Source organism: Bacteroides hominis, from assembly GCF_033042785.2.
Classification (GTDB): Bacteria; Bacteroidota; Bacteroidia; order Bacteroidales; family Bacteroidaceae; genus Bacteroides; species Bacteroides hominis.
The window spans coordinates 3,956,008-3,974,576 of sequence record NZ_CP178829.1; the positions used below are offsets into that span (position 1 = coordinate 3,956,008).

At 41.0% G+C, this 18,569-nt stretch carries 16 protein-coding genes; 3 read left to right on the plus strand and 13 right to left on the minus strand.

Annotated elements, in window-relative coordinates:
* Positions 1–837: 837 nt before the first annotated feature.
* The 3 genes from R3O62_RS16695 to dnaB are packed head-to-tail and all read right to left on the minus strand — an operon-like array spanning position 838 to position 5,599.
* Complete coding sequence (locus tag R3O62_RS16695) at positions 838–3,687, minus strand: bifunctional fucokinase/fucose-1-phosphate guanylyltransferase (protein WP_032542581.1); 2,850 nt, start codon at positions 3,685–3,687, stop codon at positions 838–840.
* A 4-nt stretch (positions 3,688–3,691) separates the two neighbouring features.
* Positions 3,692–4,021, minus strand: a complete 330-nt coding sequence (locus tag R3O62_RS16700; RefSeq protein WP_005778184.1) for an L-rhamnose mutarotase — start codon at positions 4,019–4,021, stop codon at positions 3,692–3,694.
* A 30-nt stretch (positions 4,022–4,051) separates the two neighbouring features.
* A complete protein-coding gene (dnaB, locus tag R3O62_RS16705) occupies positions 4,052–5,599 on the minus strand; it encodes a replicative DNA helicase (RefSeq protein WP_032530667.1) in 1,548 nt (515 codons plus the stop codon).
* A 180-nt stretch (positions 5,600–5,779) separates the two neighbouring features.
* Here dnaB and ispE point away from each other — a divergent pair, with 180 nt between their 5' ends.
* The 3 genes from ispE (at position 5,780) to R3O62_RS16720 (ending at position 9,266) form a co-directional block, all read left to right on the plus strand.
* Entirely contained in the window at positions 5,780–6,604 is an 825-nt protein-coding gene (gene ispE / locus R3O62_RS16710; protein ID WP_032530668.1) for a 4-(cytidine 5'-diphospho)-2-C-methyl-D-erythritol kinase, read from the plus strand.
* Between the two features lie 22 nt (positions 6,605–6,626).
* Positions 6,627–7,871 (plus strand): DUF4934 domain-containing protein, encoded by a 1,245-nt coding sequence (locus R3O62_RS16715; RefSeq protein ID WP_220575934.1) that lies wholly within the window; start codon positions 6,627–6,629, stop codon positions 7,869–7,871.
* Positions 7,872–8,006: 135 nt separating this feature from the next.
* On the plus strand, positions 8,007–9,266 hold the full coding sequence (locus R3O62_RS16720; protein WP_220575933.1) for a DUF4934 domain-containing protein: 1,260 nt from the start codon (positions 8,007–8,009) through the stop codon (positions 9,264–9,266).
* A 306-nt stretch (positions 9,267–9,572) separates the two neighbouring features.
* On the opposite strand, the gene galE is transcribed toward R3O62_RS16720, so the two are convergent.
* The 10 genes from galE to R3O62_RS16770 all read right to left on the minus strand — a co-directional run bounded on the left by galE (position 9,573) and on the right by R3O62_RS16770 (position 18,548).
* On the minus strand, positions 9,573–10,607 hold the full coding sequence (gene galE, locus R3O62_RS16725) for a UDP-glucose 4-epimerase GalE (protein WP_005778195.1): 1,035 nt from the start codon (positions 10,605–10,607) through the stop codon (positions 9,573–9,575).
* A gap of 203 nt (positions 10,608–10,810) precedes the next feature.
* A complete protein-coding gene (gene rsxA / locus R3O62_RS16730; RefSeq protein ID WP_005778198.1) occupies positions 10,811–11,383 on the minus strand; it encodes an electron transport complex subunit RsxA in 573 nt (190 codons plus the stop codon).
* Between the two features lie 11 nt (positions 11,384–11,394).
* A complete protein-coding gene (rsxE, locus tag R3O62_RS16735; protein ID WP_005778200.1) occupies positions 11,395–11,982 on the minus strand; it encodes an RnfABCDGE type electron transport complex subunit E in 588 nt (195 codons plus the stop codon).
* Between the two features lie 17 nt (positions 11,983–11,999).
* Positions 12,000–12,674 carry an RnfABCDGE type electron transport complex subunit G gene (locus tag R3O62_RS16740; protein ID WP_044300231.1) on the minus strand — a complete coding sequence of 225 codons (675 nt, stop codon included), beginning with the start codon at positions 12,672–12,674 and terminating at the stop codon, positions 12,000–12,002.
* Positions 12,671–13,663, minus strand: a complete 993-nt coding sequence (locus tag R3O62_RS16745) for an RnfABCDGE type electron transport complex subunit D (RefSeq protein WP_032540529.1) — start codon at positions 13,661–13,663, stop codon at positions 12,671–12,673. The genes R3O62_RS16740 and R3O62_RS16745 overlap by 4 nt, the downstream gene beginning before the upstream one ends.
* 5 nt (positions 13,664–13,668) lie before the next feature.
* Complete coding sequence (rsxC, locus tag R3O62_RS16750; protein ID WP_005806533.1) at positions 13,669–15,006, minus strand: electron transport complex subunit RsxC; 1,338 nt, start codon at positions 15,004–15,006, stop codon at positions 13,669–13,671.
* Between the two features lie 36 nt (positions 15,007–15,042).
* On the minus strand, positions 15,043–15,915 hold the full coding sequence (locus R3O62_RS16755; protein WP_005778209.1) for a Fe-S cluster domain-containing protein: 873 nt from the start codon (positions 15,913–15,915) through the stop codon (positions 15,043–15,045).
* 5 nt (positions 15,916–15,920) lie between these two features.
* Entirely contained in the window at positions 15,921–16,340 is a 420-nt protein-coding gene (locus R3O62_RS16760) for a SoxR reducing system RseC family protein (RefSeq protein WP_005778211.1), read from the minus strand.
* Between the two features lie 252 nt (positions 16,341–16,592).
* Positions 16,593–16,997 carry a hypothetical protein gene (locus tag R3O62_RS16765; RefSeq protein ID WP_005778212.1) on the minus strand — a complete coding sequence of 135 codons (405 nt, stop codon included), beginning with the start codon at positions 16,995–16,997 and terminating at the stop codon, positions 16,593–16,595.
* A gap of 120 nt (positions 16,998–17,117) precedes the next feature.
* Positions 17,118–18,548: a DUF3078 domain-containing protein gene (locus R3O62_RS16770; RefSeq protein WP_220575932.1), complete on the minus strand. Its 1,431-nt coding sequence runs from the start codon at positions 18,546–18,548 to the stop codon at positions 17,118–17,120.
* Positions 18,549–18,569: the final 21 nt, after the last annotated feature.

The window sequence follows — 18,569 nt, forward strand, 5'->3', positions numbered from 1 at the left end:
ATAATTGATGTTTCAAAAGACGAACGTCTTTTGAAACACATTCACTACTGAATATCAGTTAATTACCAAAGAATTTACTCTTTTTGTTCTTTTTACGTTTACCACATAATATACTGATAATAAACAAATTACCCAACAAAATAAAATCTTCATTATTCTATCTATAAAGGTTTAGAAACTATATACTCCCAAAAGCATTCTGTCACATTGTATTTTGAGTAACTTCAGGAATCCCTTATTTACGGACCACTGACTTAGTTGTTATAAAAAACACCAGGATTCCATTTTCACCAATATCATATCTCCACCAAATAAATCAGATCACCAGTCACAAGTTCAATAAACATGTACTAATTTCAATCAGTAAGCAACGGCAAAGGCATCCTATACCTCCAAAATAACATTCAGGAATGATTCATATTGACCTATGTTACAGAAAAGAATTCTATAGTTTTTGTTCAATAAATGAAACCGTTAGGCAAAAAGTAGGAGAATTTTCAATAAAAATGAATTTCGTAACTATACGAAGTTAACTTCGTATTTTCTTATAACTAACTTCTTCTTCACAAGAAGTTAATGTTTTGCAAAGACGAAGTTAACATCGTATGAAGAGTACACGTATGAAGAAACGAATTAAAGGCAAGTTAATGCTCCATCACTTGCTATTTCATCACTTTCTCAAGACAACAGAGTTTTTAAAACAAGAAAAAAGCAGACTTAAAGATATCAGAATCTCTATTTTACTATCAGAATAACAGAAGAGGCAAACTTAATGAGGAATAGAAAAGGAAGTCGACAAGAGATAAAGTATTTACCTCCCGTCGACTAATAATGATTTTATGATCGTGATACTTGGAATCCCTTATCCGACAGCGTCATTTCAACGAAGCGTGCACGAGGATTCGGAGCGTTTTCTGTCAGTATCTTACGAATACGAACAGCAGCTTGCGGATCTTTCGCTACCATATATAGGTACCCGCCACCACCGGCTCCCGGCAATTTATATCCCAAAGTATAATCTTTTATCAGATCGATAATTGCCTCCACAGCCGGAGGATTCGTTCCGCTATCCAATGCTTTGTTTTGTTCCCAGGTTTTTCCTACTAAACGGCCAAACTCAACAAAACTTCCACGCTGTATAGCTTCATTCATATCCAATGCATGTGCCTTCATTTCCGAGAGCAAATTGAGATGCAACGATGAATTGAGGAACATGGAACTGACTATTTCTGCCAAGATTCCTTTTGCCGTACGAGTTATGCCGGTATAATAAAGCAAGTGACAGTCTTTATATTCAGGATGCGTAAATAAATGATCGGGCAGCCACCGCACCAATGGGCTTTGAGCAAAGCCCGCCTCGGTCTGAAGAAGCTTCACACCCTGCAACACACCTCCATACTGATCCTGCCATCCACCACCGGTAGTCAACAATTGTTCAAGAACAAGGGTGCGTTGACAAATCTCATTCTTATCCCAGGCTAAACCACAGAAATCGTTAATGGCACCAAGTACGGTAGAAGCTAAAATAGAACTTGTACCCAAGCCGGAACCTGCCGGAATAGCCGCCAATAAAGTCACTTCAATACCTGCACCGAAATCTTTAAGCTGTTCCTCCAATGAAGCATAAGATACAGCAGAAAACGCAGGTGCAAAGCCTGCCAACGATAGAGCGGCTTTCGGTATAGAGAATGGTGAACCGATCTTCTTATAATCCTGCAATTCATCAAACGTAGATACTATTTCCATGGCACCCATATCGATAGAACGCAGGACGATATGGAAGTCTTTGCACGGCTTCACATAAACCTGTAAGGGAGGTTGTCCGTTCAACTCAATGGCCAGATTCACAACGTTTCCTCCCGAATAAAGTGAATAAGGAGGAGTGTCGGTCCACCCTCCTGCCATATCGATACGTACAGGACTGCGTCCCCAAACAATCTGATCGGAATATACATCCAGTTTTGGTTCACTCTTGCGGTTGCTGATCTCGCCCAACAATCCATCGCGCAGCAGATCAAAAGCAGCCTGTTCTTCCGGACGATAGTCTTTCCCATCTAATTTCAAAATACGCGCACGCAACATCCGGTTATGGATTCGTGACATCTGCAGAGCATCCTCAGGCAATAACTCAGGCATATCCAAACCAAGACGTACAAAATCTTCGGCCGCATCGGCCAGATCGAGCTGATAAAAAACACTTTTTTCATGATTAACGGCCAATGCTTTCCAGTTTCCTTTCCGAAACTCTTCACGCTGTGCATACAAACGTTTCAGATTGGCACCTGCCGAAATCTCGTCTGCAGAGAAACGTTCGGAACGTAACCAAATGCTCTTTCCCTCTTCCAACTCAGGTTCGGACAGCATCCACCTCAACACCAATCCCAATTCTTCAGCAGATTTAACCAAAGGAAATATAGAAGCAGCCTGCAAGTCGTCCGTACGTCCTTTCAAATCTGTATATGAAAGACCACGTTTCGCCATCCATTCACCCAAAGGAATACCCGTCAGGGTTGTTTTAGAATCTCTCAAATCTCCTTTGAAAACATCGTCCAGACCGTATGGACGGGCAACAAAGCCCTTATCTCCCATCGGAACCACATCTACACACACTCCGGCAGGAACAGTCAATGTCCAGTCATTTTCCGGTACACCGGTTATGATATGTCGTGAAGCTATCTTCCACTGAGCCCCTATATGGCTGTTTTCAATCCATAAATCAGCATTTTCTGCACAGAGAGGTATCTGCACTACAGCATTTTGGACAAACATAGCCGGATTGGGTTTTACTTTACGATGCATGATACGACGCTGATCGTACACTTTATTCTGCACAGAAAGAGTGGAAGAAATCAGCTCTTTACTGGTACCATAATGATAAAACTCTCCCCCGGGCAAAGGTAAAATAGCAACCGACAAAGTATTCACCTCTTCATCTTCAATGCACGGGTGTGCGCCAAGAGCCAATCCAAAATCGGAATAAAGATCGTAATATCTCAGTTCCTCAGAATTCTCTTTATAGGAACGCTTCATCAACACCTCCACAGCACGGTCACTCAAAAGCCAGATGCCAATATCCATCAGAAAAAGATGAGTCTTTGACAATGACTCCAGTTCATCCAAAGAAGGTTTTTGGAGCATGAAGTCAAGTTTTTCAGGATGTTTCCGGTCGGAAGCAAATACACCATGATGAGTGGCCAATGAAGGATCAACCCATAGTCCATAGCAAACTACATCTGCATCCGGAATGGTTTGTAAAGGCTTCTCCGAACGAATATATACATCACCGCTCGCAATCAATGTATGCAGATTTTCCGGAGCTAAAGACATGATCTTTTCATACAGAGGCAACTGTAAGGAAAGCAAGTTCTGCCCAAGGTGTTGCCCCCTCTCCCATCGGAACACAGGAACCGGTGTCAGTATCTTGCCCGATGGTGCGTAACCGGGCAGACGACGGCTTTGTCCGCCTGCATGCAACAGAATTCTTTTCTCTTTTCCCAGCCACCCGGAAAAAGAGATCCCGTCAGCAAATTCGTTATAACATTCTTTCAGTAACCAAGCTGTTCCACCTCCGGAACCAAGTTTTTTGCCTACCGGATCGGAAGTACAAAACCAATCGGTACGGTTTACCCGCTCTAATTCATGAAAGGACTGAACCAGATTAGGAGGCAAAGATAGTAGTTTTTGCATATCGTCAGAGTTTAAATATACGTTCCATCATTTTCCATTTCTCGTGTGATGCTTGTCCTGGCAACGAACGCTGGAAACGGGACATATAAGCTTCCCATTCAGCCTGCCGAGGCAGTTTAGCCAGACGTTCGTTATCTTTTATCCAATCGAATTCATCTACCGTATCGACAATCATAAAGAGAGTATGTTCGTGGATATAAATCTGCATATCGAGTATCCCGACTTCACGGATACCTGCTTTAATTTCCGGCCACACATGCTGATGTTCTGCAACATAAGCACGAATCAATTCCGAATCGTCGTACAATTCGAGTGTTTGGCAATATCTTTTCATGGTATTATAAATTAAATAAATATCTTATTTCTAAAAAGGCAAAGGTCCGTCATTGCTTCCTCCGAACGGATTACCTCCCTGAGGGGCAAATTCAGCTGGAGGCGGAGGTACACTCCCGGTATTATTCATGCGCGACCCCAACATAGCTCCTGCATCAGGCAACGGAATCACCATATCGTCATCCGGATTCTGGAAACGGGTATATTCACCTTTGAATCGCAACAGAACATCGCCAACTGCACCATTACGATGTTTAGCGATAATAATTTCGGCCATTCCACGGAGATCGTTTCCTTTATCATCCTGAAATATCTTGTAATATTCGGGACGGTGAATGAAGCACACCATATCGGCATCCTGCTCAATGGCACCGGATTCACGAAGGTCACTCAACTGAGGACGCTTTCCTTCAAGTCCTTCACGACTCTCGACACCACGGTTCAACTGTGACAGAGCAATAATCGGGATATTCAACTCCTTGGCAAGTCCCTTCAATGAACGTGAAATGGTACTGACCTCTTCCTGGCGGCTGCCGAATGCCATACCGCTGGCGTTCATCAACTGCAAGTAGTCAATGATGATAATTCTCACTCCATGCTCACGTACCAACCGACGCGCCTTGGTACGAAGTTCAAATACGGAAAGTGAAGGTGTATCGTCCACATAAAGCGGTGCATCCAGCAAATCCTTTAGTTTATAATCGAGCTGTTGCCATTCATAAGCTGCCAATTGTCCGCTCTTGATTTTTTCACTCGGAATTTCACAAACGTTCGAGATCAGACGATTGACCAACTGAACGTTACTCATTTCAAGAGAAAACAAGGCTACCGGATTCCTAAAATTCACGGCAATATTCTTAGCCATTGAAAGTACAAAAGCCGTTTTACCCATGGCCGGACGGGCTGCAATAATTATCAAGTCGGATTTCTGCCATCCGGAAGTCATCTTATCCAGTTTGGTATATCCACTCTCCAATCCGCTCAGACCATCGGTACGTGCGGCGGCTTTCTGAATCTGTTCGTAAGCTTCCGCTATGATCGGATTGATCTGCGTATAGTCTTTCTTCATGTTCCGCTGCGAAATCTCAAAGAGTTTTCCTTCAGCTTCTTGCATAAGATCATCTACATCAAGAGTCTCATCAAACGCCTTACTCTGAATATTACTTGTAAAAGTTATAAGTTCTCTTGCCAGATATTTTTGTGCTATGATACGAGCATGATATTCAATGTGAGCAGAAGATGCCACTTTACTGCTCAATTGAGTAATATAAAATGGTCCTCCGACTTCTTCCAACTCGCCACGCTTACTGAGTTGCTCTTTTACTGTCAGAATATCTACCGGTTTTTGATTAACGGCAAGGTCGGTAATAGCAGCATAAATCAACTGATGCCGATGTTCATAAAACGATTCCGGACGGAGAATCTCACTCACCAGCGAATAAGCATCTTTTTCAATCATCAAGGCCCCGAGCACAGCTTCTTCCAGTTCCGGCGCTTGCGGCTGGATACGCCCATAATCATTTACGGGTTGAACCTTGGACTTAGTGGTACTACGGGTATTTCTTCTTTGTTCGGCCATCTGTTTTTTTATTGAAATATAGAAAATGAATAGTGGATTAAGTTGTATACATCCACAAAATGTAGGCAAAGATAATTCTCTATTATCAATTTTCCATTATCAAATCTGAATTATTTATTTAACTTTGCGTCCATTAGATAGCATTAATCATTAACCACGAATCATTAATAGTCCAAAGACATGATTACATTTCCGAATGCCAAAATAAACCTGGGGCTGAACATTACTGAAAAACGTCCGGACGGATACCATAACCTGGAAACAGTGTTCTATCCTGTACCTCTGGAAGATGCTCTGGAAATTACAATATTGAATGACTCTAAACAGAAATTTGCTTTGCATCAATCCGGTCTTGAAATCAGTGGAGAACCCGAAAACAATCTGGTAGTAAAAGCTTATCTTTTACTTGATCGGGAATTTCAATTACCCCCGATAGATATATACTTGTACAAACACATTCCTTCGGGTGCCGGATTAGGAGGTGGCTCTGCAGATGCTGCTTTCATGCTGAAGCTGCTAAATGAAAAATTTCACCTGCATCTGACAGACGAGAAACTGGAAGAATATGCTGCCATGTTAGGAGCAGACTGCGCTTTTTTTATAAAAAACAAACCAACTTTCGCAGAAGGTATCGGAAATGTCTTTTCCCCTGTCGATTTATCACTGAAAGGGTATCAGTTAGTACTTGTAAAACCCGATATCTTTGTCTCGACGCGGGAAGCTTTTTCATTCATTAGGCCCCGCCATCCCGAACATTCATTAAAAGAAATCATCAAACGTCCGGTAAACGAATGGAAAGACAACATGCTGAATGATTTTGAAGAAAGTGTCTTCCCACAGTACCCTGTAATCGAAGATATCAAAAAAGAACTTTACCGCAAAGGAGCCGTATATGCTGCCATGTCTGGTTCCGGTTCATCTGTCTTCGGTTTATTCAACCCTGAAGAAGAAATAGCAGATTTAGATTTCGGCCAGGCATTCTGTTTTCAAACGAAATTGAAATAGCCCCATCATAAATTATAATACAATGAAAAACTACTTATTGGCATACGGATGTGCTATGCTTTTATTAGCCTCTTGTACCTCTCCATCAGGAGAAACGAAAGCGCCCGGACAGATAGATATTGTTGGAAAAATTAAAAATCCAACGGAACTTAAAGCTTCCGATTTTCTAAAGGAAATCAATTATATAGCATTAGAAACCACAGACAGTTGTCTGATCAATAACAATCCGGATATACAAGTTTATAAAAACAACATTATCGTTAGCACAAACAAGCAATGCTTAGTCTTCGATAAAACCAACGGCAAATTCATACGTTCTATCGGACATGTAGGTAACGATCCGGGAGGATATAGTGAAGCGACTTTCTGGATCGATGATGTGGCAGAAGAACTATATTTTGTCGGGTGGAACGGTAGTTTAATGCGCTACGATCTGAAAGGTAATTATTTAGGCGAAGTTAAGGTTTCCAAAAGCTTAGGCCCAAGAAATCCTGCTTGCTTTGTTTTCACAGATTCATTAATCATCAGTTACCAATCCGACCTTTTCCCGATAAAAGGAACGGAAAAGAAGCCCCCTTTTCTCCTCCTTGACAAAAAGGGGGAAATATTAGACAGTATCCCATCTCTACTGCCAGTTATACCCGTAGCCATAAATACAATACGAATAAACATATTAAAGAATGAAAAAGCACGAGAGTTCTACGGCAACATGGGGATCTATGGCATGATAATAGCATACTTTAACAGTGATGAGGTCATTGAATCTCCACGGATGCTTTCTACATTATGGAAACATGATGGAAAAGTACGTTTTAAAGAAGCTTATCTGGACACAATCTACACCTTATCCGGAAATAAGTCACATCCTTATCTGGTTTTCAATACAGGAAAATATCATTATCCGGTAGAAGAAAGATACCAGAAAAAGAAAAATGATGAAAGAATTAAAATCGATCATGTGATGGAAAGTGCTTCAATCATCATATTCCAGTTCAGGCAGAGAGATGAGGTATACACCGGCATATACAATAAAAACACTCAAACGACTCAAGTGAGCAAAGGACAGAGTTTTATGAACGATATTGATAACTTCATGCCTCTGAATCCCCGTAGATGTAATGCTGATAATGAATATGTAGATCTTATTCAGGCAAGTAGTGTTTTAGAATGGATGGAAGAGCATCCGGAAATTAAACCAAATGGCAAGTTTGCTTTTGCAAAAGAGATCAACGAGGAATCTAATCCGGTAGTCATCTTTATGAAATAGATTTTTCAAGAATCAAAAAACTAAATATTTTGGTTATTTAACTACAACAAATAGTTTAATCACTAAAATATTTAGTTTATTTATCCTTCATAACGAACAACAGGTATTTTATAACCTAAAATAAATGATAAAAACATGAAGAGACAAATTGTACCATGTGGCATTTTCGCCCTATTATTATTGCCTTCTTGCAATAGAACACAGCAAACCTCGGAAATCAATCAGATAGATATTGCCGAAGGAATAGAAAAACTGGCAGAGCTCAAAGTATCTGATCTTGGAAAAACAATCCAATACATCCCTTTAGAAACAACAGACTCTTGTTTAATCGGAGATTTTCCGGAAGTTAAACTTTTGGATGATAAGATTATGATCCATAATGGGAAACAATGTTTGTTGTTTGATAAGCAAACCGGAAAGTTTATTTGCTCCGTAGGACATAGAGGAGATGATCCGGAGGCTTATAATAGTACTAATGGATATCTGAATCCACAAAACCAGTTGTTATATTTTAACCGTGAACCTAGTCAACTGGTAAAATATGACCAAAAAGGTAAATTTGCGGGAATCATTACCATTCCCACTCCGGAAACCTCAACCGGCAGTATTCAAATAAATCGTCCCGGACTCAACGGATTTATATTTTGTGATTCTATTATTGTAGGACATTATGTAGGTGGTTTGGGTCAGAAATGTCCCAGTTCGGTATTATACTTTTCTGAAAAAGGCAATTTTATAGATACAATCCCTAATATTATACCTGAATTAGGTACAGGGCAGGTAGACGATATTAGCAGTATTTCCGTACGCAAAGGATTCGGACTGTTAGGTGGTATCATCCACATACAATACCGTAATGGAAAGCAGAGCATTTGTGTGCCTAATCATACGGCACTTTGGAAAAATAATAATGAAATCCGTTTCAAGGAATTGTTTACTGACACCATTTATACATTGAAAGATTATCAATTGGAAAAACACATGATATTCAATACCGGCAAATATCATTGGCCGGCAGAAGAACGAACACTTTCGGAAAACAATAGTGACCGTATCCTGGTCAGCTATGCAATAGAGAATAACAAATTACTCTATTTCCAATTTATCAGAGGACTATACACAGAAAAGCCTGTTTTATACAATGGAATTTATGATAAAAAGACGAAGGTAACCCATATAGCTTTAGCTGATAATAAATTCATCGATGACTTAACTCAGCTTATGCCTTTCAACCCTACTTTCTTTAATGAAAAAGGAGAATATGCCTCTTTAGTCCAGGCAGACGACATTCTTAGCTGGCTGGAGGAACATCCTGAAATAAAAATAGAGAAAGAACTAAGTGTCTTAAAAGAATTGAATGAAGAATCGAATCCGGTAGTAGTATTGGTAAAGTGATTTAAAAGTGTAATCACATTTTGTTCTCAGACAATAATCTGACAAAGCGGAAGAAGATAAATCAAATAAAGTTCATAATAAAAAAACAGTACCACGACTCACGTCGTAGTACTGTCACAACACAAACACAAAATAAAACACGACAAAACTACTATGCAATCTTACCTGTCTATGCCGGGGAGGCATAAGTACCAATTATGGATATTCACATACACATAAACAGCATCAGGCCGATTTGCATCCTATAAACAAATGTATAAAAACATTTGTTCATTTCTTATATGTTAATTAAAACAATATTCTAATTTATTGGATACCTCTTTCACGAAGTTTCAACTGCCAAGCCCATGCAGAGCGCAGTGTATCTTCAAGAGTTTCCTGTGCCTTCCATCCTAATTCATTGTTTGCATAATCAGGATTAGCCCACACTTTTTCTATATCACCGGCACGGCGCCCTACAATCTGATAGTTCAGTTTTACGCCTGTAGCTTTCTCAAATCCGTTGATCAGTTCAAGAACCGAAACTCCACGACCTGTACCGATATTGAAAGTCTCAACTTTATCTTTTTGTTTCTTTTCAAGAATACGTGCGATAGCAATCACATGTGCTTTGGCAAGATCTACAACATTAATAAAATCACGGATACATGAACCATCGGGTGTATCATAATCATCACCAAACACGCTCAGTTTTTCACGAATTCCGATAGCTGTCTGGGTTAAATATGGAACAAGATTTTGTGGTACGCCATTAGGAAGTTCTCCCAATAATGCTGTTGGATGAGCACCGATCGGATTAAAGTAGCGCAACAAAATAGCATTTATCGGAGCACCTGAAGTTACAGTATCCCTGACAATCTCTTCGTTAATCTGTTTTGTATTTCCATAGGGAGAAGTAGCTTTCTTAATCGGAGCATTCTCTGTTACAGGTAATTCATCCGGTTCACCATATACAGTACATGAAGAAGAAAATACAATACCTTCTACACCATGTTTTGGCATCAGCTCAAGCAGATTGATTAAAGAAACCAGATTATTGCGGTAGTACAGCAATGGTTTTTCTACAGATTCACCTACTGCCTTGCTGGCTGCAAAGTGAATAATTGCCTTAATACCTTTATATTTATTGAACACGGCATCCAAACCGTTAAAATCCAAACAGTCCAGTTTCTCAAAAACAGGACGAATACCTGATACTTTCTCGATGTTATCTACTACATCAGCATTTGAATTAGATAAGTTATCAATGATGATTACTTCGTATCCACTGTTTTGCAGCTCTACTACAGTATGAGAGCCGATATATCCGGTTCCGCCTGTTACTAAAATTCTTTCTTTCATAACGTGTATAATGGTTAGTTTTTTCGGTTTTCTTGTAAAGTGTTTGCAAATGTAACAAAATAAATTTAGATAAATGCACAAAAAACGAATATTATTTCATGATGGAAATGTGCATTAAGACAAAATAACAGAAAAAGCGACGGAAGAACTACCTTAACGATAGCCTGTCCGCCGCTCATCCTTCAGTTGTTTGTCGTCAGGATTTATACCACTCCGGAGAATCCCATAAATGCCATAGCCAGCAATCCGGCTGTAATTAAAGCAATCGGAGTTCCCTTCATACCTTCGGGAATTTTCACAAGGCTCATTTGCTCACGGAGTCCGGCAAAAAGCACCAAGGCTAAGCCAAAACCGATAGCAGTAGAGAATGCATAGACAACTCCCGTCAATAAATCATAATCTTTCTGGATAACAAGAATAGCCACACCCAAAATACAACAGTTTGTCGTAATTAAGGGAAGGAATACGCCCAGTGCCTGATAAAGTGCAGGGGAAACCTTTTTTAGAATAATTTCCACCATCTGGACCAGTGCCGCAATGACCAAAATAAACGTAATAGTCTGCAAGTACTGCAATCCGAAAGCATCGAGCACAAACTTCTGGATCAGGAACGTTACGATTGTGGCAATGGTAAGCACAAAAGCCACCGCTGCACTCATACCCAACGCTGTATCCACTTTCTTGGAAACACCCAGAAACGGACAGATTCCCAGAAATTGCGACAACACAATGTTATTAACAAAGATTGCCGAGATAAATATCAATATATATTCCATAATCGTTTATTTTAATTTGCTTTCTTAAGGCTGTTAATCAGCGCAATCAGATATCCTAATGCAATAAACGCACCCGGAGCAAGAACAAAGACAAGCATACCATATTCTTCGGGGATGATTGACAAGTTGAATATCTTACCTGTACCCAGAAACTCGCGGACAGCTCCCAACAATGTAAGAGCAATCGTAAAGCCCAGTCCCATACCAATTCCGTCGAACATGGACGAAAGAGCATTATTCTTAGCTGCAAATGCTTCTGCACGTCCCAATACAATACAGTTCACAACAATCAACGGAATAAAAAGCCCTAATGTAGCATACAATCCAGGGACATAAGCCTGCATCACCATCTGAAGCAAAGTCACAAAAGACGCGATTACCACAATGAATGACGGAATGCGTACCATGTCCGGAATCAAGTTCTTTATCAACGAGATCACCACATTAGAGCAAATCAAAACAAACATAGTGGCAAGTCCCATACCCATACCGTTAATGGCCGAAGAAGTCGTACCCAATGTAGGACACATACCAAGCAGGAGCACAAATGTCGGATTCTCTTTAACAATCCCATTCATCAATACTTTAAAGTTATTCATATCTTTATACTCCTTTCTTATTTAATAACTACTGAATCGACAATCGCAGTTTCAGACTCCTGTACTGGAGCGGCTTTCTGAGAAGCACCGGTTGTCCCGTTAGTATCGCCATTGCCTTTATAAGCACCATACGCAGCGTTCACGGCATTCAAGAAAGCGCGTGAAGTGATTGTAGAAGCGGTAATAGCATCTACCTGTCCACCATCCTTACTTACCGTTAACGGTTGCTCACCCGGATTCATTCCTTTAATACTACCTTTATTGCCTTCCTTAAACCAATCGGCCGCTTTTGAACCAAGCCCGGGAGTCTCGGCATGTGACAACAATGAATAGTTATAGATTTTGCCTTCGGCATCAAAACCAACCAGTACTTTCAGCTCTCCGCCAAATCCCATCGATTTAGCTTCAACCGCCGTCCCGACCCATTGTTCTCCGTTTTTAGCCGGATAAATAATAAAGTCAACAACCTTCTTACCGTCTTTCTCACTAAACATAGTATCACACTCTGCAACCGGATTATTCGTGAATTCGGGTAAGACTTCTTTTAAAGCCTCATTCAGTGTTTTTGCATTTGCTTCTGCAATAGGCCCTTTGGTCAACTCATTCACATAAGCCAGCAGAGCTACCGAAATAGCTGTTACTCCCGTGAGTACCAGCAACATATTTTTCAATGATGATTCTAACTTTTTCATTTCTTCTTCGCTACCTCCCCAAAGCGTTTTGGTTTACAATATGTATTGATTAGCGGAGTGAATGCATTCATAATCAGAATAGCAAATGACATACCTTCCGGATATGCACCGAATAAACGGATAACAACTGTCAGCAAACCGATGCAAACACCATAAATCAGCATACCTTTTTTACTCATCGGAGAAGTCACATAATCAGTCGCCATAAAAATGGCACCCAGCATCAGACCTCCCGAAAGCAACTGGATTACCGGAGAAGCATAAGCTTCCGGATTGGCCAGGTACATAATGCCTGAGAATACAAATACAGTGGCCAGAATAGATACCGGAATATGCCATGTAATGATTCTCTTCCATAACATATAGAGGAGGCCCAAAATCAAAGCAGCTGCACTCACCTCGCCCAAACATCCGCCATTATTGCCAATGAACAAATTCCAGGCATCAGGAAGTTGGCTAAAAGCTGAGGCATCACCATGAACGGCTTGTTTCATCAAGGCTAACGGAGTAGCAGCGGTAGTAGCATCAGTATAGGCAGTCAACTGACCAACCACCGGCCACGAAGTCATTTGCACAGGGAATGATAACAACAGAAACACACGTCCTGCCAATGCCGGGTTAAACGGATTATTTCCCAATCCGCCAAATGACATCTTACCGACACCAATAGCGAATAAAGCACCTAAAATAATGATCCAAATAGGCAGGTTCGACGGAAGATTGAATGCCAGCAACACCCCTGTGATGATAGCAGACCCATCACAAATAGTAGTGGTTTCTTTCTTCAGCAAGAACTTACCGATTGCCCATTCAAAAAACAGACAGGCTATCACAGAAGTCGCTGTGACAATCAACGCACCCAGTCCGAAATATACGAGCGAAACGATGAAGGCAGGAATCAGTGCGATCAACACACCGTACATATTTTTCTGTACACTGTCTCCACCATGAACGTGAGGCGATAATGATACGATTAATTTATTTTCCATACTTATTATTTTTTAGCTTGACGTGCACGAATCATGGCACCAACTTTTCCTTTACCCAAACGACAATAGTCGAGTAACGGACGATTGGCAGGACAAGTGAATTGGCAAGAACCGCACTCGATACAATCCATGATTCTTTCTGATTCCATTCTTTCAAATTCTGTGTTCTCGGCCAAAGCGGAAAGCAGATATGGTTCCAGTCCCATCGGACAGGCACTTACACACTTCGCACAACGGATGCAATTTTGTATTTCTCCGCGTTTAGCCTCTTTCCGGTTCATAATCAAAATTCCGGAACTTCCCTTAGCAGTAGGAACATCGGTATTAACCAATGCTTTACCCATCATCGGGCCGCCTCCAATTACCTTTCCGGTGTCTTCGGGCAAACCGCCACAGGCATCAATCAGTTGTTGCATCGGAGTTCCGATACGTGCCAGGAAGTTGGAAGGTTTAGCAACCGATTTACCGGTCACCGTAATCACACGTTCAAACAAAGGCTTATTTTTCTGCACAGCCTGGTATACTGCAAATGCTGTACCTACATTCTGAACAACCGCTCCTGTAGAGATGGGTAGTGCACCACTCGCAACCTGACGTTTGGTTATAGCATCGATCAGCTGCTTCTCACCTCCTTGCGGATATTTCACCTTCAAAGGTACAACCTCAATACCAGCATAACTGGATGCAACTTTTGTCATCAACTCAATAGCATCGGGTTTATTGTTTTCAATACCGATAAATGCCTTATTTACCTTTACGGCTTTCATCAGAATGGAAACTCCTACCATTACCTCTTCGGCATGCTCCAACATCAACTGATGGTCGGCGGTTAAATAAGGCTCACACTCTACAGCGTTTATAATAACACATTCTGCTTTAAATGAAGGAGGCGGACAGAGTTTAACCTGAGTGGGGAAACAAGCTCCTCCCAAACCAACAATACCGGCATCGGCTATCTTCTTCACAATCTCTTCCGAAGTCAATTCGCACTCTTTCACCAGTTCAGGGCTGCGATCGATAGATTCTTCCCATTCGTCCCCGTCTACATCTATAAAAATAGCAGGTTTGGCATAACCACTCGCATCGACGATTGAATCAACCTTAGCGACTTTGCCACTGACAGAAGAGTGAATGGCAGCCGAAACAAAGCCATTGGCTTCGGCTATTTTAGTGCCCACCTTCACCACATCACCTTTTGCCACAATAGGCTTAGCAGGTGCACCGATATGCTGCCCCAAAAGTATCACAGCTTTTGCCGGAACTTCCGCCGTAATAATGGGTTGATGTGCTGACAGTTTATTTTCGTGTGGATGAACACCACCAATTGAAAATGTCTTCAACATACAATTCTGTATTTTATCTGTTTATTACTCGTTTTCTTAAGCTTCAGCTGTTTTAGCAGCTTCGGCAACAGGTGCTTCCTCTTTGGGTTTGCGCGGAGGGAAATTCAACTCGATGATAGTGTTCTGGGGACAAACTTCAACACACTTACGACAAGACTTACATTTGTTGTAGTCAATGTAAGCAAGATTGTTCTCAAGTGTGATTGCTTCAAACGGACAAGTCTTGACACACTTACCACAACCGATGCAACTTACCGTACAAGCTTTACGCGCAACAGCCCCCTTGTCTTTATTGACACAAGATACATATACGCGGCGGGATTTTTTGCCCTTAGCACGAAGTTCGATTATCGCTTTCGGACAAGCTTTGACGCAAGCACCACAGGCTGTACACTTTTCTTCATCCACTTCAGGAAGTCCTGTTTCGGGATTCATGTGAATAGCATCAAACTGGCAAGCAGCCACACAATCGCCACATCCCAGACACCCATAGCTACAGCCGGTTTCTCCACCATAAAGCGAAGCGGCAATAGCACAACTCTTTGCACCGTCATACATATTTGTACGCGGACGGTTCGTGCAGGTTCCGTTACATCTAACCACTGCCACCATCGGTTCTGCAGTTCCGGCGTCCAGCCCGAGGATCGAAGCAACCTGCGACATCACAGGTTGTCCGCCTACCGGACAAAACTTACCTTCCAGCGAACCGGCTTTGACGCAAGCATCAGCAAATCCGCTGCAACCCGGATAACCACATCCACCGCAGTTAGCCTGAGGCAACACTTCGGATACCTGGGCAATTCGTGGGTCTTCGTACACGGCAAATTTCTTGGAAGCAACATACAATATCGCAGCCAGTACAAGCGCAATAGCTCCCAAAGAAATCACTGCAATCAGAATCAAATTCATAATTTTTAGTTATTTATTGGTTTTATAGTAAAAGAAAATTTTTGTTTCAACCGAGTTCTGTTCAGCCATATTATATAATAATAAGGAACAAGCACCGCTAAAGCAGCAAGCGCTCCATATAGTTCACTATGAAGAACTGTCTTGAAAACGAAAAGGCCGAGAATTAAAAGAAAGAGAGGAATAACAAAGGCCAGAAATACAGCCTGCATACCCATGGAAGTAGCACCAATAATTGTCACCTCGTCACCTACCTTCCATACAGATGAAGTGTCGGTAATCTCAATTACCTTCTCTTTGCTATCTGCCGAAGAGCAATGTCCCTTGACACTGCAAGTTGAGCAGGCCGATGTTTGGATGATCCTCACAGAAACCTGAGAACCACTTATGTTTTCCACAATACCTTGATGAGTTATTATATTAGTCATTTTGCAAACTGCACATTACAAATTGCGGCAAATTTAAGCATAAGTTTGAGAACTACGAAGTATTTGAATGTTTTTTATAGCGCAATAAGAGTTCTTTTTGAAGTATTTTTTTACTCCATTAATCAGGAGTAGAAACAGAAAAAGCAGGCTTTTTGCCTGCTTTACTGCTAAATTGTTATCATCCTCCGATATTTTAAAATAAATTAGAAACAGAAACCGATTCTTTTATCACTTTCTGTTCATTTCCTTATTTTACATCTTCAAACATTCATTTATCTCAATCATCCGAATCAAATCTGTCCGTTGAATGGAAAAAGTGCTGCTTTCTTTCTGAACATACTTCAGTAAAGTGAGCCCGTCCTGGCGCAGTTTAGACTTTTGCAAAATATTAGACTCCATCTCATCCGAAATCTTCAGCAGGGTCATGGCAGCCAGTTCTATCTTTCCCATCCGGTTAGGATCTCCTTCATAATGGTCAATCAGTTCATCCGGATTCATACTCTGCAACTGCTCCTGAGGAAGTCCTAAAATCTGTCGTGTAAGACAGTCGTACTCTGTCCATTCATCCTTACGAAACTTCTTTTTATTCAAAATCATATTAACAATTAATGAAATGATTTCCTGAATCATTCGTATCAGATAATCTTGTTTAATCATAAGGCGCTTTCTTTAAGTATAACATTTTAATTACAGCGATGAAATTTGCACTACCGGAAACAACAGAGCCGACTGAAAACTCCAGCCGGCCCCATATTTATCTTTGTGTCAACTATTCCTTTACCATTTATAGTTCAGACCAAAACTGAGCAACTCTTTCAACTGGAAATAACTGCTACCGGTGGTCGGCTTTGCACTGTCATCAAAGCGTGCATGCACAAAAAGCTTAGTAGAAAGATAACGGTTCAATACAAAATTGAAAGTATTTTCCCACTCAATGCGTACCCATTTATAGTTAGTCAGATAGTTCAGACGGGAATCGACTACAATGGACGGAATAATGGTCCATGAAATGGTAGGTTGTACCTGTGCACCAAAGTCATTCTTTGAACATTTACCTTTATCCAGTCCGAACTTGGTTTCGTCCACATTTTTGTTACCAATATAACGAAGGTTATAGGTCAATGGAGACATGAATACGGAAAGGTTGAATTTTTTCTTTTTCAGCTTATAATCCATACCGACACTGACAATCACATCGGCAGGAGCAAGGAAAGCAGCAACCAGTTCTTCACTGTTAGCCTTATAACCTTTAACAAACTGAGTCTTAAACTCACCGGTGATAGTATAGTACCAATTATGTGCAGCCTGGATACCTAATTTGGAATACAAGCGCAACTGGTCGGTATTGACCAGATACTTATGATATTCATCCGATGGAGAAGAGTTGAATCCTAATTTAGCCTCCAACAGATTCTCAAACTGCACTTTCTCACGGTCATTGTAATTGGCAAACAACTGTAAATTAGCCATTACAGCATTGTTACTCTCACCACCTTTATACCAGTTGTCCGATATATAGTTCTGAGTAATTTGAAGCGAACCGTTACCTCCCGTCACCCACCAGTTAGGTTTCGAAATTACCATTTCTGCTTCACCTACATTCTCTTCTACCTTATCTGCACGGAACAGGCTTTTCACTTCCGTCTTCGGAATTTCAATCTTTTTATTGCCATGATACAATTTACGGCTCATTATATGATCTTCGGTAGTAACAACCAAATTGGGATGGTTCAGGTATAAATCCATCAAAGCAGCATCTACCAGCCGGGCCGATCTCTTGATTTTGGTAAACTGCAAAGTGTCACACGGTGATAACTGCTCATTAAGAGAAGGTGCAGTAAAAGGCTCTTTAAATTTCCAGCGCATAGTAGAATATTCCGCAATAGGCGAATAATAATAAGTTAGCGGAACAAACAGGCGGTAGTAATCCGGATCTGTTTTCACATAACGCATAGGTACTGAAGGATCATTGAGGTATTCCAACTCTCCTATATAATTATTATATAAGATGGACACTGTATCCATCTTGGGCTTCGGACCATCCAGATTCAGTTTCAGGAGAAGGTACTGCTGAAGCACCTCGGAAAGTGTATCAGCTTTCACTTCATTTTGCACTGTCTCGGAAACCGGTTTTATCGTCTTCTGCGCCATCACTGACGAAGAAAACAGGATTGCAAATGCTAATGTTGAGATGTGACTAGTCTTCATTTTTATAACAAATTTGAGGGC

Coding starts and splice junctions, on each gene's coding strand:
- dnaB (WP_032530667.1), bottom strand. CDS start 5,599: ATGGCCGAACAAAGAAGAAATACCCGTAGTACCACTAAGTCCAAGGTT.
- R3O62_RS16745 (WP_032540529.1), bottom strand. CDS start 13,663: ATGGAAAATAAATTAATCGTATCATTATCGCCTCACGTTCATGGTGGA.
- rsxE (WP_005778200.1), bottom strand. CDS start 11,982: ATGAATAACTTTAAAGTATTGATGAATGGGATTGTTAAAGAGAATCCG.
- R3O62_RS16760 (WP_005778211.1), bottom strand. CDS start 16,340: ATGACTAATATAATAACTCATCAAGGTATTGTGGAAAACATAAGTGGT.
- R3O62_RS16715 (WP_220575934.1), top strand. CDS start 6,627: ATGAAAAACTACTTATTGGCATACGGATGTGCTATGCTTTTATTAGCC.
- rsxA (WP_005778198.1), bottom strand. CDS start 11,383: ATGGAATATATATTGATATTTATCTCGGCAATCTTTGTTAATAACATT.
- R3O62_RS16765 (WP_005778212.1), bottom strand. CDS start 16,997: ATGATTAAACAAGATTATCTGATACGAATGATTCAGGAAATCATTTCA.
- R3O62_RS16755 (WP_005778209.1), bottom strand. CDS start 15,915: ATGAATTTGATTCTGATTGCAGTGATTTCTTTGGGAGCTATTGCGCTT.
- rsxC (WP_005806533.1), bottom strand. CDS start 15,006: ATGTTGAAGACATTTTCAATTGGTGGTGTTCATCCACACGAAAATAAA.
- R3O62_RS16740 (WP_044300231.1), bottom strand. CDS start 12,674: ATGAAAAAGTTAGAATCATCATTGAAAAATATGTTGCTGGTACTCACG.
- galE (WP_005778195.1), bottom strand. CDS start 10,607: ATGAAAGAAAGAATTTTAGTAACAGGCGGAACCGGATATATCGGCTCT.
- R3O62_RS16695 (WP_032542581.1), bottom strand. CDS start 3,687: ATGCAAAAACTACTATCTTTGCCTCCTAATCTGGTTCAGTCCTTTCAT.
- R3O62_RS16770 (WP_220575932.1), bottom strand. CDS start 18,548: ATGAAGACTAGTCACATCTCAACATTAGCATTTGCAATCCTGTTTTCT.
- ispE (WP_032530668.1), top strand. CDS start 5,780: ATGATTACATTTCCGAATGCCAAAATAAACCTGGGGCTGAACATTACT.
- R3O62_RS16700 (WP_005778184.1), bottom strand. CDS start 4,021: ATGAAAAGATATTGCCAAACACTCGAATTGTACGACGATTCGGAATTG.
- R3O62_RS16720 (WP_220575933.1), top strand. CDS start 8,007: ATGAAGAGACAAATTGTACCATGTGGCATTTTCGCCCTATTATTATTG.